The sequence below is a fragment of the Desulfovibrio desulfuricans genome, assembly GCF_004801255.1.
Taxonomy (GTDB): Bacteria; Desulfobacterota; Desulfovibrionia; order Desulfovibrionales; family Desulfovibrionaceae; genus Desulfovibrio; species Desulfovibrio desulfuricans_C.
This window is the reverse complement of sequence record NZ_CP036295.1, coordinates 2,325,719-2,348,983: the sequence shown is the minus strand read 5'-3', so window position 1 is coordinate 2,348,983 and position 23,265 is coordinate 2,325,719. Positions and strand designations below refer to the sequence as shown.

Sequence of the window (23,265 nt, the reverse complement as noted above, 5' to 3'; positions counted from 1 at the left end):
TTTTCATAAAACGAAAGGATGCAGCTGTGCATGATATATGGCAACTATCCACACAAGACGCAGAAACAACACCAGATCATATTGCACTGGTAACGCAGTCAAAAGAATTTGCTTTGCTGTACAGGCTGCCGCGCTGTGCCCGCTTTGGCGGCAAGGAGTTGTTGAGGTTTGTTGAGGAGATATTTGAACCCGCTAATCAAGCGAACATAAAGGATTTAATTGCAAGTATTTGCCGTGCGCAAAAAAAGATATCCATTACTTTTACGCCGCCGCCGTCGGCTCCCGTTGATAAAATACTGGGGCAAGACTGGTCGGGTCATGCCTTGCGCTGCAACCCCGTCTTTTGGCATCGAAGCCTGAAAGAAAAAGATATAACCAAGCTTATGGCCCAAAGTCTGTCTGGAAATGTGTTAAGTATTCAAGCCTTTTTGCGTGCAGTATGTGAAGCCTGCTCAGTGGACGGCAAGTTTGAACGGTTTGTCCCTCCCCGCTCCGCAAAGGTAGAGGTGCTGGCTGAATACCCCACAAAATGCAGAAACTCGGATGGCAGCATTGCTGGAGACATCGCAAGCAATGGCGATGGTTTTATTGATATATTAGTGCGCTGGCAGGCCGAAGACGGTGTTCGTGTCGTAATTTTTGAAGTTAAATTTGATGCTGCAGCCGAAAATCCATTCAGGTCGTACGAAAATGAAGCGACAGCAATGATTGGTAATACCTGCGCAGATAGAAATAATAATATTCTTTTACTGTTTTTAATTCAGCATGCATCAAGTGAAAGAGAAATGATCAATAGAAATTATTTTGAAAACAGCTCTGGCTATCAGTGGCATGTTATTTATTGGCAAGATATTTTACCAATATGGGAAAAATGTTTGAAAAATGAATATACACATGCATCTAGGCCTGAAAATGGTGGTTCTCTCAGGCGAAGTATTTTTGATAAAATATATGGGGGTAAACAATGAACTTTGATGCTACGGCCATTGCCATTCCTGAAAGTGTCTTTTTTCTTTTTCAAGAAAATAACGAAGCCCGCATGATGGAGTTTGATAAAAATATTACTTCACCAGATTCCTTTGATCTTGAAGAAACACTGGAATTTTATACAGCAAAGCAAAGCATTGAAGTCTGCAGGATGGAACTTTTTCAGTTTATGTCCGAAGTTTTTCAAAAAATCTGGCTGAAGCCTGTCAGGGAATCGAGTTTTACGTCGCTGACGGTCAAAGCCATCAGGCGTAACTGTCTGGCGGTAGAAACTGCGGATGAATTTGCCATGGCTGACAGAATATTTCATCCGCAATCAGCTTGGGATGATAAGTATCATGGGCTTTATTGGTATTTTACATTAATGGATTGTATTTTTTGTTGCGGATGTTATATCGTTACTGATAATGGCGAGTATAAACTCAGACTTTGCTTTTATGTGTATGATAAGGGACGCTGGATAATCTGGGATGATCTGAGTGCGGCTCTCGGAACATGCTGGCAAAAATCTACAAATGCAAAAGAATTTTGCCTGAATATTGAAGATTGTCCTTCTTTTAAGAATAACAATGTACTTGATATATCAAAAGTTGCAGCGATAGCTGCCAAGGCTGTTACGGTTATTAAAGAACGTTTTTGCGTTGCTCCGGGCAGCTCTGGATCGCTGTAAAAAACTCATCTATGCAAAGTATAACGGGAAGATGCGTGATGCACTGCAACCGCGCAATTATGGAGCATCGCAGAAGGAAGCCGGCAGGCGAAATGATGCGGCAGATCAGTTGATTGACCGCATGGCAAGCTATTACCGTTTTTTTGACGGCAAATCGATCCCTGCTGGGCAGATAATTATTGAGCAACATTACACTGCCGCAATACAACAAGGGATTACACCATCAGATGTAATCCCTTGTTGTATCTGTCTGCGGGCGGCATAGCCTGTTTGCCTTCTGGGCAGCTGCCGCCGATGCGCCTTTGTCTTTGGGCCGTCGGGTTACAGGGCAAAGTCCTTCGCCGCGAGGGCCGTCAGCTTCAAAAATATGGCGACATTGCCCGCGATGGATTTTTCAAGATAGTCGGTGCGCACCTTGTCCACGGGGCGGTGGCAATAGTATTCCTGCATGCCGGAGTACCCGATGGAGGGGATTTTGTAGCGCACATGCGTTACCGGCAGGTCTGTGCCAAAGTCCCAGTAGCGCCATTTTACCGGCTGCCCCACCGATTCGAGCGCGGCGGCGCAGGCCTGGGCCACAGGGTGGCTCTGCTCAAGCTTGTAGGCTTCCTTCTGGTTGGGCAGGGTTACGGCCTTGCCCGTGTAGGTCACGCGCTCCTGCGCCGCCACCGCAACAGTCGCCTTGAATTCCGGGTCGGTTGACGCAATTTCATCAATGACGCGCTGTATCTGCGCAATGCACGATTCCGGGCTTTCCTGCGGCGGAAAGCGCCGGTCGTACGTGATCACGCACCTGTCGGGCACAATGCACATGGCCCCCGGCGAGCAACTGATGACCGTAAGGGCTATGCTTGAGTCGCCAAGGTCGGCATCGTGCAGGGCTTCGGCCTTGACCACCTCTTCGACCCTGTCGATAAACCTGGTGGCCTTGTTGACGGCGTTGACGCCGAGCCACGGGGCGCTGCCGTGCGAGGTGACGCCCTGCACGGTCACCTTGATTTCCACGCGTCCTCGGTGCCCCAGAGCCAGCTTGAGGCTGGTGGCCTCGCACGAGACGCAGGCGCTGGGCTTGATGCCGCGCGCGGGAAAGGTCTCTTCCAGCAGTTTGATCATGCCCAGCATTTCTGCCGATTCTTCAAACACCACCATGGTCATGACAAAGTCGCCCTTGACAGGTACGCCCTTGCGGCGCAGGCCCAGCAGGGCCGCCCCGGCATAGACGGCCGCAGCGCCGCCGCCCTTGACGTCCGCCGCCGCGCGACCGTGAATGACCTCGGCGTCTTCCTCGGCGGTCATGTCCTGATTGTACATGCTGTTGGTGTCCACAGCTCCGCCGTAGGGGTCGTAGCCCCCCCACTCGCTGTAGTCGCCGGGGTGCACATGATCAAGGTGGCCGTTATACATGATGGCCGGGCCGGGTACATCGCCCTTGACGATGCCCACCACATTGCCCCAGGCATCGCGAAACACTTCGTCGTAGCCGAGCTTTTCCATCTCGGCCAGATAAAGGTCGGCAACGCCTTTTTCCTCGCCCGAAAGGGCGGGCACGCGCAACAGCCGCTGGCAAAAATCCACCATCTGCGGTTTGAGCTCCGCAGCCAGCTTTTGCAATTCTTCGCTCATCGTTTCCCCACATGCGTTGGTTGCGCATCAGCACGCCGGTCCTGCGCGCTGAGGTGTTGCGGTTCGCTGCGGGCAGTATCTGGCTGCCCGCAGCGCAGGGTTAGCCTAACGCAGCCTTGAGCACTGCAAGCAGATCGTCTTTTTCGGGGCGGACAAGGCAGTTGCCGATGTTGCCAGCCTTGCTGGCCTTTTCCGCGTAATGCGCGAGTTCTTCGGGGGTGAGCGTTTCACGCTTGCCCAGCAGCCCGCCGAGCAGGGCGGCAAAATCGGCCACATCCGCAAGCCCCATGCAGGCCAGAATGTTCTGGACGCGCCCGGCCGCATGTTTGGCCGTAAACGCCAGAAATTCCGGCAGCAGCAGGCCGTTGGCCCGGCCATGATCAATATTTTTGTAGTAGGTGAGCGAATAGCCCATGGCGTGCACCGCCGTGGTGCCTGTATTGGCAATAACCATGCCCGCCAGGGTTGAGGCGCAGAGCAGGTCGGCCCTGTTTTGCACGCTGAGCGTGCCCTCGCGCATGGGGCCAAAGCAGCCTGCCAGCATTTCAATGCTCTGCCGCGCCATGCCGTCGCTTATGGCCGAGGCGCGTACGGAAAGCATGCCCTCAACCGCGTGCGAAAGCGCGTCGATGGCGGTGTTGACGGTGACGGTCTGGGACAGGCCGCTCATGTAGCGCGGGTCGAGATACGCCAACCGGGGAAAGATCAACGGATTGGCGATGGATGTCTTGGTCTCCGCCGCGTCGTTGGTCAGGATGGAGTACTGCGTCACTTCCGAGCCGGTGCCGGCGGTGGTGGGCACGGCCACGACAGGGTAGGCCGCCGTATAGGCTGTGCTGAATATGGCGGCAGGGTCCACGGCTTCGTCCCGCGCGGCGAGCAGGGCCATGGCCTTGCCCGCATCCATGGGAGACCCGCCCCCGATGGCCAGCACAAAGTCGCACTTGCCCTCCCGCATGGCGGCGGCGCCTTCAAAGGCGCACTGTACCGTGGGGTTGCTCATGACCTTGTCAAACAGCACGTATCCCTGCCCGTTGAGCGCCAGCGCCTTGAGGGCGTCGTCCAGCGAGCCGTTGGCGCGGGCGGAATGCCTGCCGGTAACAATAAGGGCCTTTTTGCCCATTTCTTTAAGCGCTGCCGCGTTTTCCACAAGGCAGCCCTCGCCCGCGACAACGCGCGTGGGCATGGAGTAGGCGAATTTCATCAGTAGGGTCCTTTATTTGCCGATTTGCTGGTCGACCGTGGTCAGCACTTCGTCAACCTTTGCCAGCTCCTCGGCAAGCTGTTCTGCGGTGATGATGAGCGGAGGCGCAATAAGGAACATGTTTTCGTGGCTGTAGGTCATAAAGCCCCTGGCCGCAAGTGCGCCGACGATCTTTTTCATCACGCCCTCGGGGTCTTTGCCGTAGGGTACCAGCGGCTCCTTGGTGGCGCGGTCTTTTACCAGCTCCACGGCGGCAAACAGGCCGATTGCGCGCACGTCGCCCACGCAGGGGTGCTTGGCCTTAAAGCCCTTGAGGGTAGCGGCCAGCTCCGCGCCGCGCGCGGTCACGTTGGCAAGGATGTTGTGTTCCTTGTAATAGTTTACGCAGGCAAGGCCCGCAGCGCAGGCAAGGGGGTGGCCGCTGTAGGTCAGGCCGCACGAAAGCAGGTTGTCGTCAAAGAACGCGGCAATAGCCTTGGAAACAGCCACGCCGCCCAGGGGTACGTAGCCGCAGGTAACGCCCTTGGCAAAACTGACCAGGTCTGGTTTGACGTCAAAGTTTTCAAAGCCGAACATTTTGCCCGTGCGGCCAAAGCCCGTCATGACCTCGTCGCAGATCATCATGATGCCGAACTCGTCGCAGATTTTGCGCACGCCGGGCATGTAGCCCGCCGGGGGAATGATGACGCCGTTGGAGCCAGTGACGGTCTCCATCACAATGGCCGCCACGGTGGCGGGGTTTTCGTAAATAATCTGCTCGCGCAGCTTGCCGAGGTAAAATTCCGTGGCTTCGGCCTCGGAGGCAAAATTGATTTTTTCGCGGTAGATGTAGGGATCAAAAAACTTCACAAAGCCGGGGATGCCGGGTTCAAGGGCGTAGCGGCGGGGTTCGCCGGTGAGGTTGCCCGCGCCGAATGTGGAGCCATGGTAGCTGCGGTAGCGCGAAAATACCTTGGTGCGGCCGGTGAACATGCGGGCCATTTTGACGGCGTTTTCGTTGGCGTCAGCGCCTGCGTTGGTAAAAAACACCTTGCCGATGTTGTCGGGCATCAGGCTGACCAGCAGTTTGGCCAGCTCGCCGCGGGGTTCGCTGCCGTACGAGGGCGAGATGTAGCAGCAGGTTTCGGCCTGCTTTTTGATGGCGTCGATGATGGCCTTGTTGCCGTGCCCAAGGTTCATGTTCACGAGCTGGCTCGACATGTCGGTGTAGCGTTTGCCGGCTGTGTCCCAAATATATATGCCTTCGGTCTTTTCAATGGCGATGGGGTTCAGGCCCTTCTGCTTTGACCAGGACTGAAGATTGTAGGTGGTGTGGTTGGTCTTGATGGAAGATTCTGACATGGTGCTGCTCCTGGCTGTTCCGCGCCTTTACGCAAAACAGGATATGATATGAACCGGCCCGCCGCAGGGCGTGCTGGAAGGTACGCGCGGTTAACGCAATATCAGGCCCGGTTGACCGGCTCTGAAGGAAAAACTGGTTTAAGCGCCCGCTCAAGCGCATACGACACGCGCATGGCCGTCAGGTCGTCATACTTGGCCGCCACAACGGATATGCCGACGGGCAGGCCCTGCGCGTCAAACCCGCACGGTACGGAAGAGGCGGGCTGCTGCGTCATGTTGAAAGGATAGGTGAACGGCGTCCACGAAACCCAGTTGCCGTTGGGGTCGCCAACCGGATTGTTGCGTCCGGCCTCAAAGGCGGTGATGGGCAGGGCGGGCGTCAGCAGCACGTCGTAACGCTGGTGAAAGCGGGCCATGGTTTCGGCAAGTACGGACCGGGCCTCGGTAGCCTTGAGGTAGGCAACGGCAGAGATGGACTGCCCCTGCTCGCCAATGGCCGCCAGACCGGGATCCATGCGCTTTTTCATTTCGTCCGTAACGCCGGCAAGTATCTTTGCCGCCCCTGCGAACCACAGGGTATTAAAGCTGTCCACCGGGTCGGCAAAGCCGGGATCGGTCTGCTCGACCACCGCGCCCAGCGTTTCAAGCAGGGCGACGGCCCTGTCCACGGCCTGCCGTACCTCGGGGTGCACCTGCACATAGCCGAGGGTCGGGCTGTAGGCGGCCTTGAGGCCCGCAAGCGGCTTTTCGAGGTCGCTTGTCCAGTCGGCGGGAAAGCCCCAACCCTGGTACGAATCGCGGCTGTCGGGACGCGCGGTTACGTTCAGCATCAGGGCCGCGTCAGCAACGCTGCGGCTGATTGCGCCCATGTGCGAAAGCGTGGTCATGGCGCTGGCCGGCCATTGGGGAATAAAGCCAAAACTGGGCTTCATGCCGAATACGCCGCAAAAACCGGCGGGAATCCGTATGGAGCCGCCCGCGTCGGATCCCTGGTGCAGCACGCCCATGTTCAGGGCCGCAGCCACCGCCGCGCCGCCGGACGAACCGCCCGACGTGCGCCCGGTATTCCATGGGTTGCGGGTGATGCCGCTGACGGGGTTGTCGGTAACGCCCTTCCAGCCAAATTCGGGCGTAGCCGTTTTGCCCAGCAGCACGGCCCCGGCCTCGCGCATACGCTGCGTAAAGGGCGCGTCCACGCCGGGGTTAGCGTTGGGGTCGACGGTAAGAGACCCTTTGTGCGTGGGCATGCCAGCCGCCAGCGTCAGATCCTTGATGGACGACGGCACGCCGTCGATGGGGCTGAGCGGGCTGTTTTTCATAAAGCGTTGTTCCGCCGCGCGTGCAGCAGCAAGCGCTCCCTGCTCGTCCACATGGCAAAACGCGTTGACGTGCTCGTTAAACCGGGCAATGCGCCCCAGCGACGCCTTGGCGGCTTCAACCGGCGAAAGCTTTTTTTGTCTGAAAAGCTTTCCCAGTTCCACTGCCGACATTTCGCCGGGGTCGTCCGCATGTGACATGACTGAATCCTCCTTTCAAAGGGGCATGGTTCAGGCGCCGATGGCCAGGTAACGGTCTCGCACGCTGAGGTCATTGGCAAATTCATGGGCGCTGCCGCTGTAGACGATGCGTCCCTCTTCAATAATATAGTGGCGGTCGGCCAGCTTCTGGCACATGTTCAGGTTTTGCTCCACCAGCAGTACCGACATGCCGCTCTGCTTGATTTTGATCAGGCCTTTTAAAATTTCGTCCACGATAACGGGGGCAAGGCCTTCGGTAGGTTCGTCGAGCAGCAGCAGCCAGGGGTTTGTGAGCAGGCCGCGCGCTATGGAGAGCATCTGCTGCTCACCGCCCGAAAGGGCGTTGCCTCCATTTTTGCGGCGCTCGTACAGGCGGGGAAAAAAGTCGTAGATTTTCGTCATGTTCCAGGGGCCGGGCCGCACGGCGATGGTGAGGTTTTCCTCCACCGACAGCATGCCAAAGATGCCCCTGTTTTCCGGCACCAGCGAAATACCCGCCCGGGCGATCTCATAGATGGGCTTGCCCACAAGCTCTTTGCCCATAAAGGTGATGGAGCCGGAGACAGGCCGCACTACGCCCGCGATGGATTTGAGCGTGGTGGTTTTGCCAGCGCCGTTGCGCCCCAGCAGGGTGACCAGCTCGCCGTCGCCCACGGTAAGGCTGACATCCTCGAGGATGCGGCTCTTGCCGTAACAGGAACAGATGGATGATACGGTCAGCATCAGGCGGCCTCTCCCAGATAGGCTTCGCGTACGCGGCTGTCGGCGCGCACCAGTTCGGGCTTTCCTTCCACAAGCACGCTGCCCCGGCTCATGACGGTCACCATGTCGCTGATGGACATGACAATGTTCATGTTGTGCTCGATGAGCATGACGCCGTAGTCCTTGCCCAGATCGGCAATGAGGTTCGTCATGAGCGGGATGTCGTCCACGCCCATGCCCGCCGTGGGTTCGTCGAGCAGAAGCAGTTTTGGCTCGCCGCACAGGGCCATGCCCACCTCAAGGATGCGCTGCTGCCCGTGCGAAAGGTCGCCCGCAGCCGCGTTGGCCCGGTTGGTCAGGCCCAGGCGTTCCATGACCGAATCGGCCATTTCAAGGTGCCTGCGGCCAGACTGCAGCGAGCGCCAGAACACCAGCGCGCTGTTGCCGTCGCGCCCCTGCGAGGCCAGACGCAGGTTTTCGCGCACCGAGAGGTTCTGGAACAGGCTTGTGATCTGAAACGAGCGAGTCATGCCGCAGCTTACCCGCGCGTCGGGCGACTTGTGCGTGATGTCTGCTCCGTTAAACACGATGTGACCGCCAGTGGGACGCCTGCCGCCGGTAAGACAGTGAAAAAGCGAGGTCTTGCCCGCACCGTTGGGGCCGATGACGGAATGGATGGTTCTGTTGCCGACCTGCAGGTTGACGTTGTCCACAGCCTTGAAACCGCCATAGGAAAGGCTGAGGTTTTCCGTTTTGAGAATATAGTCGCTCATTCCTGTTCTCCTTTGCCGGGGGCGGCGGTGTCGTCGGGGGTGATGGCGTCGGTCTGCGCCGGAGCGCGTTTTTTTGTGCAAAGGCGCTGCATCAGGGCCTCCAGCCCGCTCCACAGGCCGCCGCGCAAAAACAGCACCACAGCGATAAGCCCGCCGCCCATAAGGATCATCCAGCGGGGCCAGATGCTTGAAAGCAGGTCGGCCAGAATAACCCACGAGCCAGCGCCCAGCAGCGAGCCAAACAGCGAGCCCGTGCCGCCGATGACGGTCATGATGACAATGTGTTCGGACATGGCCATCTGGATGTTTTCCAGCGGAACAAAGTGCAGCTGCATGGCGTACAGGCCGCCCGCCAGCGACGTAACCGCGCCGGAAAGAGCAAATGCCAGCATTTTGAAGCGCCGCGCGTCATACCCCACGGCATAGGCTCTGGTTTCGTTTTCGCGTATGGCGATCAACGTGCTGCCAAAGGGCGAGGCAATGACGCGTCTGGCAGCGATAAAGACCAGCAGAAAAAGCACTGCCACAAAGGCGTAATAGGCCATGCCGCCGTTGAGGTCGGCCAGCGTGACGCCAAAAAGCGCCAGCGGCGGGCGGGGAACGTTGAGCAGGCCGTTGTCGCCGCCCGTCCAGTCTGAAAGCGTGTAGGCCAAAAAGTATCCGGTCTGGCTGAAGGCCAGGGTCATCATGACAAAGTAGATGCCCACGCGGCGTATGGCCATGGCCCCTACAAAGGCGGCAATGACCGCCCCGCAGCACATGGCCGCCAGCAGGGCCGCCAGCAGGCTGAAGTGGGCGTGCATCATGGTGAGCGCGGCGACGTAAGAACCCGCGCCAAAAAACAGCCCCTGCCCGAACGAAAGCAGCCCACCGTAGCCCAGCAGCAGGTTGCAGGCCAGCACGGCCATGGCAAAGATGAGTATTTCTGTCGCCAGAGTGGAGGAGGGCAGCGCCAGCGGCATGAGTATCAGGACAACGGCGACGGCCAGGGTGGGGCCTCCAAGCAAACCATTACGTGCGTTCATGCTACGCCCTCCCGAAGAGCCCATGAGGCCTGAGCAAAATAACGGCGGCCATGGCCCCGTAAATCATGAGGCTCGCGCCTTCGGGCCAGATGGTGCTCATGAGGCTTTGCACCAGCCCCACCAGCAGGCCGCCCAGCAACGCCCCCACAAAGGACCCCATGCCGCCGATAACCACAACCACAAAGGCGATGCCCAGGACCTCCGGCCCCATAAAGGGGTGTACGCCGCGTATGGGCGCGGCCAGTATGCCGGCCAGCCCGGCCAGACCCACGCCCAGGGCAAAAGTCCAGCCAAACAGGCGGTGAATGTTTGTGCCAAGCAGGGCTACCATCTCGGCATTTTCGCTGCCCGCGCGCACCAGACCGCCAAAGCGGGTACGCTCAAGCATGTACCAGAGCGCAAAGCCAATAACGACCGTAAACGCGATGAGAAACAGCCGGTAGGTGGGGTAGGCGAACGACCCGAAAATGATCACGCCCTGCAGCCCGGCGGGAACGGGAATGTTTTTGCCCACGGGCCCCCAGATCATGATGGAAAGTTCCTGCAGGATCAGGGCGATGCCCACTGTTACAAGAATGTGGAAGGTGTGCGGCAGATGATAGATGCGGTGGATAAGCACCTTTTCCGCCAGCCATGCAAGGGTGCTCACCACAGGCGGGCCAAGAATAAGGGCTATCCAGAAGTTGCCGGTCGCTTCCACAAGCGAATAGCAAAAGTAGCCGCCCAGCATGAAAAACGCGCCGTGAGCGAAGTTGACGAAGTTCAGCAGACCAAAAATGATGGTCAGCCCGGCTGAGATGAGAAAGTAAATCATCCCCAGGCCCAGCCCGTTGAGAATCTGAAAAAGGTACAGCATTGGTAGAAACTCCGCTCCAGTGCGAGGCCTGCGCGGTCACGCAGGCCCGTGGAAAAAAGAGCCTTAGGACATCTTGCACATGATTGCGTCGCCTTCGGGGAAGGACTTGCCGGAGCTGATCACCTCGGCCAGATCGTCCGCATCCTTCATCTTTGATTTGGGCTTGCCGCGCAGCAGGTAGTAGTCCTTGATGACCTGGTGGTCAGCCGCACGCACGGTTTCCGTGCCGGTGGGGCCTTCATAGACCATGCCTTCCATGGCCTTGGCCACGGCGCGGCCATCTTCGGCGCTGCCAACCTTGGCAATGGCGTCCAGAATGATTTTGGTGCCCGCATAGTCGGCTGCGAGGGGATAATTGGGGTTGATGCCGTATACTTCGCGCACGCGCTTGACCAACTCGTCGTTGCAGGGGTTGTGCACCTGATGCCAGTACTGCGCGCCCAGATAGACGCCGTCCAGAAGGTCGGGGCCCAGCGACTGGAACCAGTCAAGACCGGCGGTCCAGGCCATGAGGATGGTCATCTTGCTCTTGAGGCCAAAGTTGGCCGCCTGACGCAGACAACTGGCTCCATTGCCGCCAAAACCCAGCAACAGCAGCACGTCGGGCTTTGCCGCCATGGCGTTGGTGAGATAGCCGGAGTATTCCTGCTCCTGGGTGGAATGGTAGCTGTTGCCCACATGCTCGATGCCCAGCTCGGCAAACAGGTTTTTGGCAGCCGTAAGCAGTGCCTCGCCAAAAACGTACTGGGGCGTGATGGTGTACCAGCGCTTGGCGCTGGGGTTGGCTTCAAAAACAGGGCGCACGGTCTGCTGGATGGCCCCGTAGGTGGGCACTGTCCAGCGGAATGTGGCGCGGTTGCACTCGGTAGAGGTAATTTCGTCCGCACCGGCAGGCGTAATAAACACGCCCGCGCCCTTGTCCACTTCCTTGCCCACGGCAAGCGCGGTGGAGGAGAGCGTGCAACCGCAAAAATATTTGGCGTTCTGCTGCTGGATGGCCTCCTGCACCTTGCGCACCGCGCGGCCGGGGTTGCCCTCCGTATCAATGGTCACATACTTGGGGGCAGCCCCCAAAAGCGGGCCAAAGTCGTTGACGGCAAGACGCGAGCCTTTTTCGGCAAAGTCGCCGTAGCTGGCAAAGGGGCCGGACATGGATTTGAGCCCGTACAGGGTGACAGGGTCGGCAGCAAAGCTCCGGCTAACGAGAGAGGGCATGAGCATCATTGACGTTGCAGCCAGCCCGGACTTCAAAAAATAACGCCTGTTCATCGGTTGCTCCAGTAGGGTTGTGGTTCCGGCCTAAAAATGCCCAGTGTCTGCCGGAGAAGTTAGCCTGAAGTAGCAATTAGCGAGCCAATGCCGTGGAGTGGGCTATTTTTATCTATAATTTGCGGTAATTTATTACTTTATTTTTTTGTTGGCGCAGCGTTGAGAGATATGGCATCTGGCAGTTTTGATACAAATTTGTATTTTAATCCGCAAAGATAACAAAAATGTTTTGAATAGTCGCGAGTTGATTGGGCTGGTCAATCAAACAACGATTGGCAGGCCTGTCAGACTGCTCGCTTTTTTTACCAGTGCCCGGTGGCGGTGTTTCCTTGCAAAAAAGCGGTGTTGCTGGCGACAATTTTGTATTGTCGTATGACGTGGCTGCTCATGCGGCCATGGTGGTGAGGATGAGCAATGCGCCGGGGTGCTCGGGTTTGGCGCAGGTGCTCCCGTTTGGCAGTCAAAACGCAAAGCCCGCCAGATGATCTGCCTGGCGGGCTTGTGCGAACCCTGTCGGGTTCGAGTTGATGCTCAAAGTGTATACCTGTGGGGTGGTAAAAACGGCGCGGTTCAGGGCCGGGCAAACAGCCCCTGCAGGGAGCCATGCCCAGCCGTGCGCACGTAGTTTTCAAACGCATCAACGGGCTGGGGCTGGCTGAACAGGTAGCCCTGAAACATCTGGCAGCCAAGGTTTTGCAAAAATTCCACCTGTTCCATGGTCTCAACCCCTTCTGCTATGGTCTCAAGACCAAGGCTGCCCGCAAGTGTCATGATGGTGCCCGCGATGGCGGCATCGTCAGGGTCGTCGAGCAGGTCCATGACAAAGTATTTGTCGATCTTGACCTGATCAATCGGCAGCCGTTTTAAAAAGGCCAGCGATGAATACCCCGTGCCGAAATCATCCAGTGAAAAGGTGATGCCGAGCCTTTTTAGGTCGTTCATTTTGCCAATAATTTCTTCCACGTTGGTTGAAAGCTGGCTTTCGGTAAGTTCGATTTTGAGTTTGCCGGGTTCAACGCCGTAGTGCTGAACAGCGGTGGTCACAGATTGAACAAAGTGCGCCTCGCAAAACTGCCGTGCGCTTACGTTAACCGACACGGTGAGGTGCGAAAACCGGGGGTCGTCAGACCACCGGGCCAGCTGGGCGCAGGCCATCTGCAAGACCCAGTCGCCAATGACGACAATCAGGCCGTTTTCTTCCGCCGCCTTGATAAAGTCGTTTGGCATGACCATGCCCCGGCGGGGGTGGTTCCAGCGCAGCAGGGCTTCTGTGCCTACTATCCGTCCATCAGCCGTTACCTGCGGCTGGTGGTGCAGTGAAAATTGCGACAGGTTCATGGCCGCATCCTTCAGGTCGCACTCCATGGCGTTGCGTTCCATCATGGCCGTTTGCAACAGCGGATCAAAGAAAACCGCGGTGTCCTTTCCCCGTTCTTTGGCCAGATACATGGCAAGATCGGCCTGTTTGAGCAGGTCGTCCACCGAGACTGGTTTGTTGCCAAAGAGGGTAAGCCCGATGCTGCCCGAACAGCGGTAATTGATGGTATCAAGCTGCAGCGGCAGACGCATGGCGCTGAGAATTTTTTTGCTGATGACCTCTGCCTGGGCTGCGGCGGTGGGCATGTCTTCAGAAAGATTGAGCGACAGCAGCACAAATTCGTCGCCGCCAAACCGGGCCACCGTATCACCCTCGCGCACCACTGACTTGAGCCGCGCCGCTATCTGCTGCAGCACCTTGTCGCCGTGGTCGTGCCCCAGCGTATCATTGATTGATTTAAAATCATCAATATCCACAAAAAACAGGGCGTGCAGGCAGGCCTGACGCTGACATGCCGCAATGGCCTGCCTGACATGGTCAACCATCAGTCCCCTGTTGGCCAGCCCGGTGAGCTGGTCATAAAACGCCAGCTTGTTTATCTCCTGCTCCTTGAGCACCAGCGAGGTCACATTCTTGGCAACAACCGCATAGCCTTTGTTTTGCCCGCGACAGTCGTAGAGAGTCTCGCTCACGGGCTGGACAAAGTACGGCTTTTCTTCTGTACCCATGTCGATGATGCTGCTTCGGGGCAACTTGGGGGCGAGGGTCAACTGCTCTATGGGGCAATCGATCGAACCGCAGGCGCTGGAGTTGAAACAGTCGTAGCAGAACTTTCCGCTAAACAGTTCGAACGGCTTTTTGAGCAGCAGCTCTGTGGCCTTGTTGGCAATGGTTATTCTGCGGCTTTTATCGATGCCGAAAATGGGGTCAGGGACAGCGTTGATAAGATTTTTGTATTCTTCAATTTCGCTCATCACGGCTTCGATATTGTCCATAAGCCGGTTAAACATCTTTGCCAGCCGCCCAATTTCATCCTTTGCGGTGTCCTTAAGGCGTTTGGTCAGTATCGCGCCATCTTCTGCAATGCTGTTGAGGGCCAGCATCATCTCGTGCACAGGGGCCAGCACGGCAAACCCCAGCACAAAATAGGCAACAACAATGGGGACAATGAGCAGAAAAATAAATGAGGCCAGAAGCATTATGCCCGCTTTGAAAATAATGTCCTGCTGCTCGGTCAGGTCTGTGGAAAAAATAAAGGTCCCTATCTGTTCGCCTTTGCAATCCTTAACCGGAACACCCGTAATGAGCAGGTTGCCCACGACCTTCCAGTTTGAACAGTCTGCCACAGAATCCAGAAATTCCGTGCTGATAAGGCGTTCAATAATGCCTGCTGCGGTTCCTCTGACGAGCACATAGTGGTCGTTGACGGTAGGGTAAGCGCCGGTATCCTGGAGTTGGGTCGCGATGGAGCGCTTGGCGGGGTTCATGTACAGCAGGGTGTTTTCGCCCTTGCCGGACCCCAGGCTCTCCATCAGCGGGTTAAAGGGAACCAGCGTTTCTACTGAACCAAGGTGCTCGCCGGCAGGGCTTACAACCGGGGCAAGCCCCCGGATAGCCAGACCGCCGCTGCCGACCTCCACACCCCAGACTGGTTTTTTATCTGCGTTGATGTCCTTGACGCTCTGGCGAAAGGGCGAAAGGTCATCAGAAATATCAACCCACGTTCCACCACGCATGGTCTGCTTTTCGCGCCACAGCCGCACAAAACTGCGGGCTGTGGCAAAATGGAAGTGCAGCTGGGGCTTGGCGCCCATTACCGCCGCGTAACCTGCGATAATCGGGGAAAAGCTGGCGCGCAGCATTTCGCGGCCCAGCTGCGATTGCGGGCTGGCCTCGTTATTGATGTCGCCAGTAAAGGCAACTCGGTACGCCTTTTCCACCTCCGGCAGCCGACTGAACAGCGCGGCCATCTCCATGGCGTGAATGCCGTTGGTTTTCACCATCAGCTCGATCTGCGATATTTTTGAATCCACCATGGTCTGTATGCTGGTTTCACAGAGCTTTTCCCCCTGTCTTGCCACAACCAGCAGGCACAACAAAGCCACGGCCAGCGTAATTACTACCAACGGCAGGCATACTTTGGTGCGGATATTCATAACTCATCCTGGGGATTGAGTATAAAAAGCACAGGAGACGCAGCCATAAACAACTCAATATGCTGCATTCAGCACGAGCCTATTTCAGTGATATAGATAAGTATCAGTGCGTTCAATTGAAATTAATATCGGGTAATCGCAGTGAGGGCGGGGCTGGTCCGCATAGTTATGCCATGGGTTTTCAGGGGGCGGCGGTTTGCACCGGTCCTGTGGTTTTAGCAAATATCGGTAATACAATTGTGGTAGCGGTGGGGTCGGGAAACTGGATCAGGAGCAGAGGTGGACGTGAGAAGCTGAAGGGGGTTTTTGATGTCCAAATCGAGACGGGAGTTCTCCGCCAGGTTCAAGACCCGCGTCGCCCTGGATGCCCAGCTTGGGGAGCATACTTTGTCGCGGCTCGCCAGCAGGCACTGCGGCGCTCCAATCAGATTTTTCCGTGAAGCAGCAGGCCAAGGCACAGGTTGCGGCGCGCCTCTTTGAACTTTCTTGGAGTTCAAGATGGTGCTAGGGGGAGAATAGGCACAACGACACCATCGAGTTCAAAATAAACTGATATTGTTGATAAAAGTTTTGAGTTATTTGTCTATGCCCCCGCATTTTGACCCCATGCTTTGACCCAACTACGTGGAATCCTCCTTCGTGAGCCTGTTATTTGCTGCGGCTTGGCGTGGTCAAAAGTTGGTTAGTAATTTCATCTTTTGGAGCGGCTTTCCGCTATATTGGCGATAATAGTAATATAATAAAGTTAGTTATCTTACGATGAAGAAACGGTGCAGACATTTCATGCCATGCCCCGCCTACCATAAAAAGCGTATGAAGCTTACAACTGCCTCCACCGCAGTCTACCACTGATGGAGTTTTTTCAGAAGCTGCCGCCGCCAATAAAGCACCCGCCACCTGTGAGGAAATCAATCAGTCTTCACGCGAAGTTAATATGATGGCTAAACAACATACCTCCGTCATTGACGAAGCCGCCAACTTGTTAACAGATATGTGCGCCGGATCAGAAACTTCAGACTGCTGATGCCGACATGAAAAATAGCTGGGAGTATTCATGAGCCGCGCCTATGCGCGCAAATCAAACCTGTGCATACATAAAAGTTGACCGATGCCCATTAGCAGTAGTTGACCATGACAGCAACTCGAATCTTTCGGTACATGGTTGGAACGCAATTGTTATTGTTTTTTGCAGCCCAATATCACTCGATTCCGTTTATGCAAAAAATAACCATGTCAGCATGCCGAACAACGGCAACAATATTCCTGCTGACCACGCCATATATCCAAAGAACCCTGGCATGCGCACACCGCTACTTTCAGCAATGGAGCGCACCATAAAATTCGGTGCATTGCCAATATAGCTGTTGGCACCCATAAAAACTGCACCGGCTGAAATGGCTGCAAGAGTTGCTGGCGTTTCCTGCATGAGGTATTGCGCGTCGCCGCCAGCAGTGTTGAAAAAAACAAGATAGGTAGGCGCGTTGTCCAAAAAGCTTGAGAGGAGGCCAGTCAGCCAAAAGTACATGCTGTTGATTGGTTGTCCGTCATGCGAGACAAGGCGAACAAGTGGAGCAAAAGCCCCGTCAGGCCCGGCACGCAGGATAGCAATAACGGGTATCATACTAATAAAAATGCCAAAGAATAGCTTTGCAACTTCTTCAATAGGCCCCCACGAAAATCCGTTGGCCTCCCTGGTATGCCTGCTGGTTAGCTTAAGCGAAAGGCCTGCAATGCACAGCAGCAGACCATCGCGCAGCAGATTCTGCCCTTCCATTGCAATCCCGTTGACTGAAATCAGTTCCCCCATTGGATAAAGGCCAGAGAGAAATACTGCGAGCACAATCCCCAACAGAAGCAGCAGGTTGATCTTGCCCTCAACACCAAACTTTTCAACCATGGCAGGGGGCTGTGTCGGGGGACATGGCCGTCCTTCTTTGTTGAACAGGACTGTATCAAGCACAAAGAAAATGCTCAGAAGAATCAAGGCAAGAAGGCTTGTTTTTACCCAAAGATTGGTGATCGGCCAAAAAAAGCCTACCCCTTTCAAAAAACCCAGAAACAGCGGAGGATCGCCTAATGGAGTGAGTGAACCCCCGATATTGGCAACAAGAAAAATAAAGAAGATGACAGAGTGCGCCCTGAATTTGCGGTGTGCATTGGCCCGCAACAACGGGCGGATAAACAATATTGCAGCTCCTGTGGTGCCCAGCCAGCTAGCCAGAAATGTGCCTACGGCCAAGATGCAGGTGTTCACCCCTGGTGTGCCTGCGAGTTTGCCTTTCAGGCGTATGCCGCCGGTTATAGTAAACAGTGAAAACAAAAGTACCAGAAATGGAATATAATCAAGAAGGATGATGTGTAAAAATTCATATGTGGCAACATGATACCCATAAAAAATCATGCACGGGACAAGAAATGCCATCCCCCAAAAGACGGCGATTTTGCCGAAATGATTTTCCCAAATATGAGATAGAAACAATGGCATGACTGCAATGGATAGCAACATGCATATAAAAGGAATGGCCCAGAGAAAAGAAAGATCGCTACCGGGAAGGCTCGGATGTCCCACTTCCGCCATGGCGGCATTGGGAAGCAAAAGAGCGATGCATAACGCAAGGGCCGTGTTTTGAAATTTTAGCATAACCACTCCTAAAATTCTGAATGGAACAACTGCCATGTGTCTTGTGATGTAGTCGCAGGAACGTTTGGCTTTACTGGGTGCTCTTTTAAGGCTGCCCGTAAAGTTTTGCCCTGTTAAAGTAATGCACGGTAAACGCAAGCAACTGCGGCCGCAGCTATGATAACCTTGAGTATGTTGCGAAATGCGTCTGGGTTAACCCGTTTGGCAACAGGGAATGCGCAGAATGTTCCCATCATGGTGGCTGGAAAGCCGTATAGCGCATATTGAATTACTTCTGGTGAATAAAGGCCGGAATACGCCTGTAATGCGCAGGTAAATGTTCCCCTAAGTATGAAAAATACGCCCAACGTTCCCAGAAACACCCTCGGCTGCCAGCCTGCATATAAGCCATAAGCGCCAACAGGCGGCCCATCAAAAGAGATTGCTGCTCCAAATACTCCGGCTGCACAGCCTGCAAGCCCGCCTAGCAGCCAGGATTCTTTTCCTTTTTGACGAATACGAAAAAATTGTTGCCAGATCAGAAATACCAGCAGCAGAACCCCAATGATTCCCTGCAAGATTTGTCCTGGAACCATCTGCAAGATGAACAAGCCCGCCACGGACCCTGGTATTGTCCCAGCCAAGAGCGGTCCCAGCGCACGGACACGGCAAAAACGAAAATGCAGAGCAGTCAGCGTCCCGTCCATGGCAAGATTGAGAATACAGCTCAGAATAATAACCTGCTGAATGGGAATGAACATAGCCGCTATTGGAACTGCAAACATGGCTCCGCCTATTCCGCTGACTCCAGAAATAAATCCTCCCATGAACCATGCGCAGACGACCACAATAACTTCAACATCCATAACCTTGTTATCCCTTTTAGTTGGAACGATCTAAACTAATCAGCGTCAGTGCAATGATGGTGCGTGTGGAGTAGTGGAGCACAAAAGCTTTTTTATATTTTCAAGCCGTTCCATAACCATGTTCCGTCCTGCGGCCTGAGCGTCGGCGATGCATTGCGCATATGCATGCAGCGTTGGTTCTGAATACATCAACAGCTCGCACAGCAGATATCGACAAAAATCTGCATCGTTGCCGTCAAAATAATCGGGATGTTCTTTGGCCGCTGCCTGAAGCCAAGACAGCTCGCAAGAAACAATGTCTTTTATGGTTTGGGAGATTGCAGGCATTTCAATGTTCCCGCACATCAAGGCGTATTTTTCTGTCATTATGTTTCGGCCAGCCCCCTCAGCCATCCTCAAATCTTTCAGCCATGCTATAAGGAAGTGTGGTGATAGGACTTCATAGACAACCTGGCGCATCGCGCAGAAAGTTTCGGGTTGATTCTGGCAATCCGCTTTTCCCCCTTCGTTATTGACCGCCTGAAACATTTTAAGCTCTATGGCCGTTATTTCATTGATGATAGATACGGCGTTGCTGTTCGTCATTTTTGTCCCCTGCCTATGAAAAAAGTGTAACATCTCGTGGTTTCTGGCGTTAGTAACTGAATTCACATGTTGTCTTGAGCAAATACGATGCCATCGCCATTTTGGGCCTTTGTAGGCTGATGAAAGGGGCAAAGTAATTACCGCGTCTCAAAATGCGATAAAAATGTTCTCAAAAAGAAAAAAATTCATCGAAATAATAAAAATAGTTTATCGAAGCTAATGATTTTTTATACTATTAGCTCAATATCCCTGCATATTGCGCTAATCAGACTGGCTTGGAGATTTTTTTCACTATTTGGCACAGCCTTTGCTCAATAGTCCCGAAGACAGTTATTCCCAGCCGGCAGCTACATGAGGGAATAACCAGTGGACAGGTGCAACAGCCAGTGAGTTATGCTTCGACGTCCCCGGGGGTGCGCAATGCAATTGTCGAAGCAGATTCTCTGGCCCACTCTTTAGTGCTGGGAGTACTATTATGTCGGAACAGGTTAAGCTCGAAAAAACACTATCGCCCATGCAAGTTTGCGCATTGGCGCTAGGCTCCATTGTCGGCTGGGGTTGTTTTGTGCTGCCGGGGGATATGTTTCTGCCCAAGGCTGGGCCGCTTGGAACGCTTTATGGCTTCATGATAGGTGCGTTTCTTATTTGCTTTGTTGCAGTTTGTCTCAGCTATATGATCAAATACGCGCCAGTGGCAGGTGGCGCATTTGCTTACGCATACATAGGTTTTGGGCCTACAGCAGCGTTTATCTGCGGCTGGGCGCTTGTAATCGGATACATTGCCATTGTGGCCATTGATATCGCAGCGCTGTCGGTGATCTTTCGGTTTCTGTTCCCAGGTATTTTTGAATTCGGCCCTCTGTATGCAATAGCCGGATGGCAGGTATACTCAGGGGAAGTGCTGCTGATGACGGCCGGAACCCTGATTTTCGGCTGGATCAACTATCGGGGTATTGGCATTGCGGGCAAAATCCAGCTTATTCTGGCCTTTATGCTGACAATTGGCATTGCCGCTCTGTTTGCAGGTGTGCTTGCTCTGGATTCGAGTCAGTTGAGCAATCTCACTCCCGGTTTTTCAGAAAGTGGTACCCCCCTGTCATGCGTACTGCTGATTTTTGCCATTTCCCCCTTCCTTTTTGTCGGCTTTGATACCGTTCCGCAGGCGGCAGAGGAGTTTTCTTTTGATCCTGCCCGTGCAAGAAACATCATGATAATCGCCATCATCGTGGGTGTTATTCTGTACGCCATGGTAATGCTTGCAGTGGGCATGGCCATCTCTTACCCGGAAATGCTGGCAAAACTGGATGCGCAGCGTGCGACAGGCGGAGCTGCCTGGGGCGCTGGCGAAGTGGCGACCATGGCCTTTGGCCGGTTTGGCAGCGTCGTTCTTGCATGCGGCGTGTTTGGTGCAGTTCTTACAGGCATCAACGGGTTCTTTATCGCAGCCAGCCGCTTGCTGCTCAGCATGTCTCGCAGCCGGATCCTTCCCGAATGGTTTGGCAAAATCCATCCCAAGTACCATACACCTTACAATGCAGTACTCTTTATCGTCATCATCACGCTTCTGACACCATTCGCTGGCCGTTCGGCCATCGCCTGGACGGTTGATATGAGCTCCGTCGGTACGGGCATCGGCTATCTCTTTACCTGCCTGGCCGCCCGTCGCGTCATCAATGGCAGTGTGAACGTTCCCAGCAAGGCCTTCAAACTGCTTTGCTGCGCCATCGGAACCATCACCGCCGTGTTGTGCATCGTGCTTCTGCTTATCCCCGGCTCCCCGGCGCTTATCGGCGGAGCACCTTTTGCCTGCCTTGGCATATGGATAGTACTCGGATTTATTTTCTACAGCACCAGCAAGAAAAACTGGGTTTCCCTCCCGGAAGAGGAAATCAGGATGAATATTCTTGGCAGTAAAGATATTGCTGTGTACTTCAACTCTTAGGCCTGGCATCTGCAGCAGGGTTAAACCTGTCGGATAATCCCTTTCAAAAAAAGCAAAACGTACCCCTTGCCGAATCAGACAAGGGGTACGTTACTTTAAATATGGAGACAATGTTATGTCTTTATATTCTCTTAAGGCTCCATTAGCTATTTTGTGCGGCGCGTTTTGCGCAAGCACATCCGGCACGGCACAGGCCCTTGCGCCGGATGGCGTTACGCCCATCGCCGTCGGCGCCATACGTCTTCTGGGTGGGGGGCTGGTGCTTTTGCTGTGGGGGCTGATTTCACGCAATATCCCCCGGCCTGCTGGCTGGCCTAAATTGCATGTCGTTATTTCTGCCGCAGGACTGGCTGGTTATCAGCTCTTTTTTTTTGAAGCATGCAAGCAGATTGGGGTGGCCGTAAGCACAATGGTTGCTATTGGCGGTTGCCCCATAGTTGTGGGAATTCTTGGGTGGTTTGTTTTGAAAGAGAAACCTGCCAGAAACTGGTATGCTGGCACAATCCTGGCCTTGTGCGGCCTTGCGGTGCTGACGCTGGGCACAGGCAGCGATGTGCAGTTCAGTATGCTGGGTTTGGCGTTGGCCGTGCTTGGGGCTTGCAGCTATGCTGTGTTTCTTGTGGCCATCAAGCCGGTGCTGCAACACCATGATCCATCGCAGATCATGACGGTCATCTTTCTGCTTGGGGGGCTGAGCCTTACGCCGCTGCTCTGTGCGCAGCCGCTTGGATGGCTCCTGACTCCGCGCGGGGCTCTGGTCGCCGCAGATCTTGCCACCTTGACTACCAGCCTCTCATTTACCCTGGTGCTGTACGGCATGAAAACCACATCAGCGGCTGTGACTTCCACGTTGGGACTGGCCGAACCTATCGGGGCGGCTGTGCTTGGTTTTATGGTGCTTAACGAACCCTGCACCCAACAAACTCTGCTGGGGTTATTTTGTATTTTGGCAGGGATGGTTTTTTTGATTGCGTCGTCACCCAAGCCATCCTGTAATGGCAGTCAATCTGTTCTGAATTGATTGTGCTTACAGAAAGTTGCAGATTTTCAGGAATATGCAGTCGACGTGCGGACGAATGTACGCCAAAAGCCCCGCTCCAGAAACGGAGCGGGGCTTTTGGCGTACACTGCGTAATGGCGGAAACACTATTCCGCTGTTGCCGTAACAACTACGCCCTTATCCTCGCTGAATGAAAGGGAGAACTCGTTGCCGTGCTTCAGCAGAAAGTCTTTTTCCGCCACGAAAGGAACGTCGTGAATTCTGGTCTGCACGTCCTCTTCTTCATCTGCTGCATCCATTCCCAGACCAAGAGTGATTTTGGAATGGCATCCGCCGCCGACCTTGTATTCACGAAGCCGTACGCAAGTTCCTTCGTCTTCTTCTTCCAGCATTGTGCGCAGTTTTTGCAGCATTGCATCGTCAATTGTAACTGTAAACATGTGAAACCTCCGCAATATATGATACGGCATTCTTATACGAGAGATTTGCGTATCGGCAGGGGATGTCGCCCCACAGCATTGCTATGCCGGAGCCACAACAACCCCTTGACCTTCAACATAAGAAAGTGTGAAGGCCCTGCCGTATTTGAGCAGAAAATCTTTTTCTGCCGTAAACGGCACATTGCCTACAGAAATCTGTTCGTCTTCATCTTCATCTGGCTCATCCATACCCAGACCGAGTACGATTTTTGAGTGTCAGCCTCCGCCGACTTTATATTCCCTGAGCCTGACGCAGGTTCCTTCGTCTTCGTCCTGAAGCATGTCGCTGAGTTTTTGCAGCATTGCTTCATCAATTGCCACTGAAAACATTC

General features: G+C 54.6%; 20 protein-coding genes. 5 read left to right on the top strand and 15 right to left on the bottom strand.

Going from position 1 to position 23,265, the window contains the following annotated elements:
* The first annotated feature begins 26 nt into the window (after nucleotides 1-26).
* Genes DDIC_RS09840 through DDIC_RS09830 form a run of 3 tightly spaced genes read left to right on the top strand, consistent with a single transcriptional unit; the run spans nucleotide 27 to nucleotide 1,922 of the window.
* Nucleotides 27-968: a PD-(D/E)XK nuclease family protein gene (locus tag DDIC_RS09840; protein WP_136400276.1), complete on the top strand. Its 942-nt coding sequence runs from the start codon at nucleotides 27-29 to the stop codon at nucleotides 966-968.
* Entirely contained in the window at nucleotides 965-1,657 is a 693-nt protein-coding gene (locus DDIC_RS09835) for a hypothetical protein (RefSeq protein ID WP_136400275.1), read from the top strand. The genes DDIC_RS09840 and DDIC_RS09835 overlap by 4 nt, the downstream gene beginning before the upstream one ends.
* Nucleotides 1,658-1,688: 31 nt before the next feature.
* Entirely contained in the window at nucleotides 1,689-1,922 is a 234-nt protein-coding gene (locus DDIC_RS09830) for a hypothetical protein (protein WP_136400274.1), read from the top strand.
* 56 nt (nucleotides 1,923-1,978) lie between these two features.
* On the opposite strand, the gene DDIC_RS09825 is transcribed toward DDIC_RS09830, so the two are convergent.
* The 13 genes from DDIC_RS09825 to DDIC_RS09765 all read right to left on the bottom strand — a co-directional run bounded on the left by DDIC_RS09825 (nucleotide 1,979) and on the right by DDIC_RS09765 (nucleotide 19,512).
* The gene (locus DDIC_RS09825) at nucleotides 1,979-3,280 is read right to left on the bottom strand and encodes a M20/M25/M40 family metallo-hydrolase (protein WP_136400273.1); all 1,302 of its coding nucleotides are present in this window, start codon (nucleotides 3,278-3,280) and stop codon (nucleotides 1,979-1,981) included.
* Between the two features lie 100 nt (nucleotides 3,281-3,380).
* A complete protein-coding gene (locus DDIC_RS09820; protein WP_136400272.1) occupies nucleotides 3,381-4,484 on the bottom strand; it encodes an iron-containing alcohol dehydrogenase family protein in 1,104 nt (367 codons plus the stop codon).
* Between the two features lie 12 nt (nucleotides 4,485-4,496).
* Nucleotides 4,497-5,825, bottom strand: a complete 1,329-nt coding sequence (locus DDIC_RS09815) for an aminotransferase class III-fold pyridoxal phosphate-dependent enzyme (RefSeq protein WP_136400271.1) — start codon at nucleotides 5,823-5,825, stop codon at nucleotides 4,497-4,499.
* Between the two features lie 101 nt (nucleotides 5,826-5,926).
* Nucleotides 5,927-7,342 carry an amidase gene (locus DDIC_RS09810; protein WP_136400270.1) on the bottom strand — a complete coding sequence of 472 codons (1,416 nt, stop codon included), beginning with the start codon at nucleotides 7,340-7,342 and terminating at the stop codon, nucleotides 5,927-5,929.
* Nucleotides 7,343-7,372: 30 nt separating this feature from the next.
* Nucleotides 7,373-8,065, bottom strand: coding sequence for an ABC transporter ATP-binding protein (locus DDIC_RS09805; protein ID WP_136400269.1), 693 nt, complete (start codon nucleotides 8,063-8,065; stop codon nucleotides 7,373-7,375).
* Complete coding sequence (locus tag DDIC_RS09800) at nucleotides 8,065-8,817, bottom strand: ABC transporter ATP-binding protein (protein ID WP_136400268.1); 753 nt, start codon at nucleotides 8,815-8,817, stop codon at nucleotides 8,065-8,067. Before DDIC_RS09800 ends, DDIC_RS09805 begins: the two co-directional genes overlap by 1 nt.
* Nucleotides 8,814-9,842, bottom strand: a complete 1,029-nt coding sequence (locus DDIC_RS09795) for a branched-chain amino acid ABC transporter permease (protein ID WP_211088872.1) — start codon at nucleotides 9,840-9,842, stop codon at nucleotides 8,814-8,816. Before DDIC_RS09795 ends, DDIC_RS09800 begins: the two co-directional genes overlap by 4 nt.
* A gap of 1 nt (nucleotide 9,843) precedes the next feature.
* Nucleotides 9,844-10,698, bottom strand: coding sequence for a branched-chain amino acid ABC transporter permease (locus DDIC_RS09790; protein ID WP_136400266.1), 855 nt, complete (start codon nucleotides 10,696-10,698; stop codon nucleotides 9,844-9,846).
* 63 nt (nucleotides 10,699-10,761) lie between these two features.
* Entirely contained in the window at nucleotides 10,762-11,913 is a 1,152-nt protein-coding gene (locus DDIC_RS09785) for an ABC transporter substrate-binding protein (RefSeq protein WP_211088871.1), read from the bottom strand.
* Between the two features lie 624 nt (nucleotides 11,914-12,537).
* Nucleotides 12,538-15,441: a bifunctional diguanylate cyclase/phosphodiesterase gene (locus tag DDIC_RS09780; RefSeq protein WP_136400264.1), complete on the bottom strand. Its 2,904-nt coding sequence runs from the start codon at nucleotides 15,439-15,441 to the stop codon at nucleotides 12,538-12,540.
* A 1,213-nt stretch (nucleotides 15,442-16,654) separates the two neighbouring features.
* Nucleotides 16,655-18,082, bottom strand: a complete 1,428-nt coding sequence (locus DDIC_RS09775) for a sodium:proton antiporter (protein ID WP_136400263.1) — start codon at nucleotides 18,080-18,082, stop codon at nucleotides 16,655-16,657.
* Nucleotides 18,083-18,195: 113 nt separating this feature from the next.
* Nucleotides 18,196-18,927, bottom strand: a complete 732-nt coding sequence (locus DDIC_RS09770; protein WP_136400262.1) for a sulfite exporter TauE/SafE family protein — start codon at nucleotides 18,925-18,927, stop codon at nucleotides 18,196-18,198.
* Nucleotides 18,928-18,972: 45 nt separating this feature from the next.
* Entirely contained in the window at nucleotides 18,973-19,512 is a 540-nt protein-coding gene (locus DDIC_RS09765) for a DUF4125 family protein (RefSeq protein ID WP_168732530.1), read from the bottom strand.
* A gap of 475 nt (nucleotides 19,513-19,987) precedes the next feature.
* On the opposite strand from DDIC_RS09765, the gene DDIC_RS09760 reads away from it, so the two are divergent.
* Nucleotides 19,988-21,454 carry an APC family permease gene (locus DDIC_RS09760; RefSeq protein WP_136400260.1) on the top strand — a complete coding sequence of 489 codons (1,467 nt, stop codon included), beginning with the start codon at nucleotides 19,988-19,990 and terminating at the stop codon, nucleotides 21,452-21,454.
* A gap of 115 nt (nucleotides 21,455-21,569) precedes the next feature.
* Entirely contained in the window at nucleotides 21,570-22,475 is a 906-nt protein-coding gene (locus DDIC_RS09755; RefSeq protein WP_136400259.1) for a DMT family transporter, read from the top strand.
* Nucleotides 22,476-22,600: 125 nt separating this feature from the next.
* On the opposite strand, the gene DDIC_RS09750 is transcribed toward DDIC_RS09755, so the two are convergent.
* Together DDIC_RS09750 and DDIC_RS14100 are read right to left on the bottom strand one after the other, a co-directional pair.
* A complete protein-coding gene (locus DDIC_RS09750; RefSeq protein WP_136400258.1) occupies nucleotides 22,601-22,894 on the bottom strand; it encodes an ErpA-related iron-sulfur cluster insertion protein in 294 nt (97 codons plus the stop codon).
* Between the two features lie 81 nt (nucleotides 22,895-22,975).
* Complete coding sequence (locus DDIC_RS14100; RefSeq protein ID WP_168732529.1) at nucleotides 22,976-23,263, bottom strand: ErpA-related iron-sulfur cluster insertion protein; 288 nt, start codon at nucleotides 23,261-23,263, stop codon at nucleotides 22,976-22,978.
* Nucleotides 23,264-23,265: the final 2 nt, after the last annotated feature.

Excerpts from the sequence above, each read along its gene's own strand:
- DDIC_RS09835 (WP_136400275.1), top strand. The coding sequence starts at position 965 with ATGAACTTTGATGCTACGGCCATTGCCATTCCTGAAAGTGTCTTTTTT.
- DDIC_RS09830 (WP_136400274.1), top strand. The coding sequence starts at position 1,689 with ATGCGTGATGCACTGCAACCGCGCAATTATGGAGCATCGCAGAAGGAA.
- DDIC_RS09825 (WP_136400273.1), bottom strand. The coding sequence starts at position 3,280 with ATGAGCGAAGAATTGCAAAAGCTGGCTGCGGAGCTCAAACCGCAGATG.
- DDIC_RS09820 (WP_136400272.1), bottom strand. The coding sequence starts at position 4,484 with ATGAAATTCGCCTACTCCATGCCCACGCGCGTTGTCGCGGGCGAGGGC.
- DDIC_RS09815 (WP_136400271.1), bottom strand. The coding sequence starts at position 5,825 with ATGTCAGAATCTTCCATCAAGACCAACCACACCACCTACAATCTTCAG.
- DDIC_RS09810 (WP_136400270.1), bottom strand. The coding sequence starts at position 7,342 with ATGTCACATGCGGACGACCCCGGCGAAATGTCGGCAGTGGAACTGGGA.
- DDIC_RS09805 (WP_136400269.1), bottom strand. The coding sequence starts at position 8,065 with ATGCTGACCGTATCATCCATCTGTTCCTGTTACGGCAAGAGCCGCATC.
- DDIC_RS09800 (WP_136400268.1), bottom strand. The coding sequence starts at position 8,817 with ATGAGCGACTATATTCTCAAAACGGAAAACCTCAGCCTTTCCTATGGC.
- DDIC_RS09795 (WP_211088872.1), bottom strand. The coding sequence starts at position 9,842 with ATGAACGCACGTAATGGTTTGCTTGGAGGCCCCACCCTGGCCGTCGCC.
- DDIC_RS09790 (WP_136400266.1), bottom strand. The coding sequence starts at position 10,698 with ATGCTGTACCTTTTTCAGATTCTCAACGGGCTGGGCCTGGGGATGATT.
- DDIC_RS09785 (WP_211088871.1), bottom strand. The coding sequence starts at position 11,913 with ATGCCCTCTCTCGTTAGCCGGAGCTTTGCTGCCGACCCTGTCACCCTG.
- DDIC_RS09780 (WP_136400264.1), bottom strand. The coding sequence starts at position 15,441 with ATGAATATCCGCACCAAAGTATGCCTGCCGTTGGTAGTAATTACGCTG.
- DDIC_RS09775 (WP_136400263.1), bottom strand. The coding sequence starts at position 18,082 with ATGCTAAAATTTCAAAACACGGCCCTTGCGTTATGCATCGCTCTTTTG.
- DDIC_RS09770 (WP_136400262.1), bottom strand. The coding sequence starts at position 18,927 with ATGGATGTTGAAGTTATTGTGGTCGTCTGCGCATGGTTCATGGGAGGA.
- DDIC_RS09765 (WP_168732530.1), bottom strand. The coding sequence starts at position 19,512 with ATGACGAACAGCAACGCCGTATCTATCATCAATGAAATAACGGCCATA.
- DDIC_RS09760 (WP_136400260.1), top strand. The coding sequence starts at position 19,988 with ATGTCGGAACAGGTTAAGCTCGAAAAAACACTATCGCCCATGCAAGTT.
- DDIC_RS09755 (WP_136400259.1), top strand. The coding sequence starts at position 21,570 with ATGTCTTTATATTCTCTTAAGGCTCCATTAGCTATTTTGTGCGGCGCG.
- DDIC_RS09750 (WP_136400258.1), bottom strand. The coding sequence starts at position 22,894 with ATGTTTACAGTTACAATTGACGATGCAATGCTGCAAAAACTGCGCACA.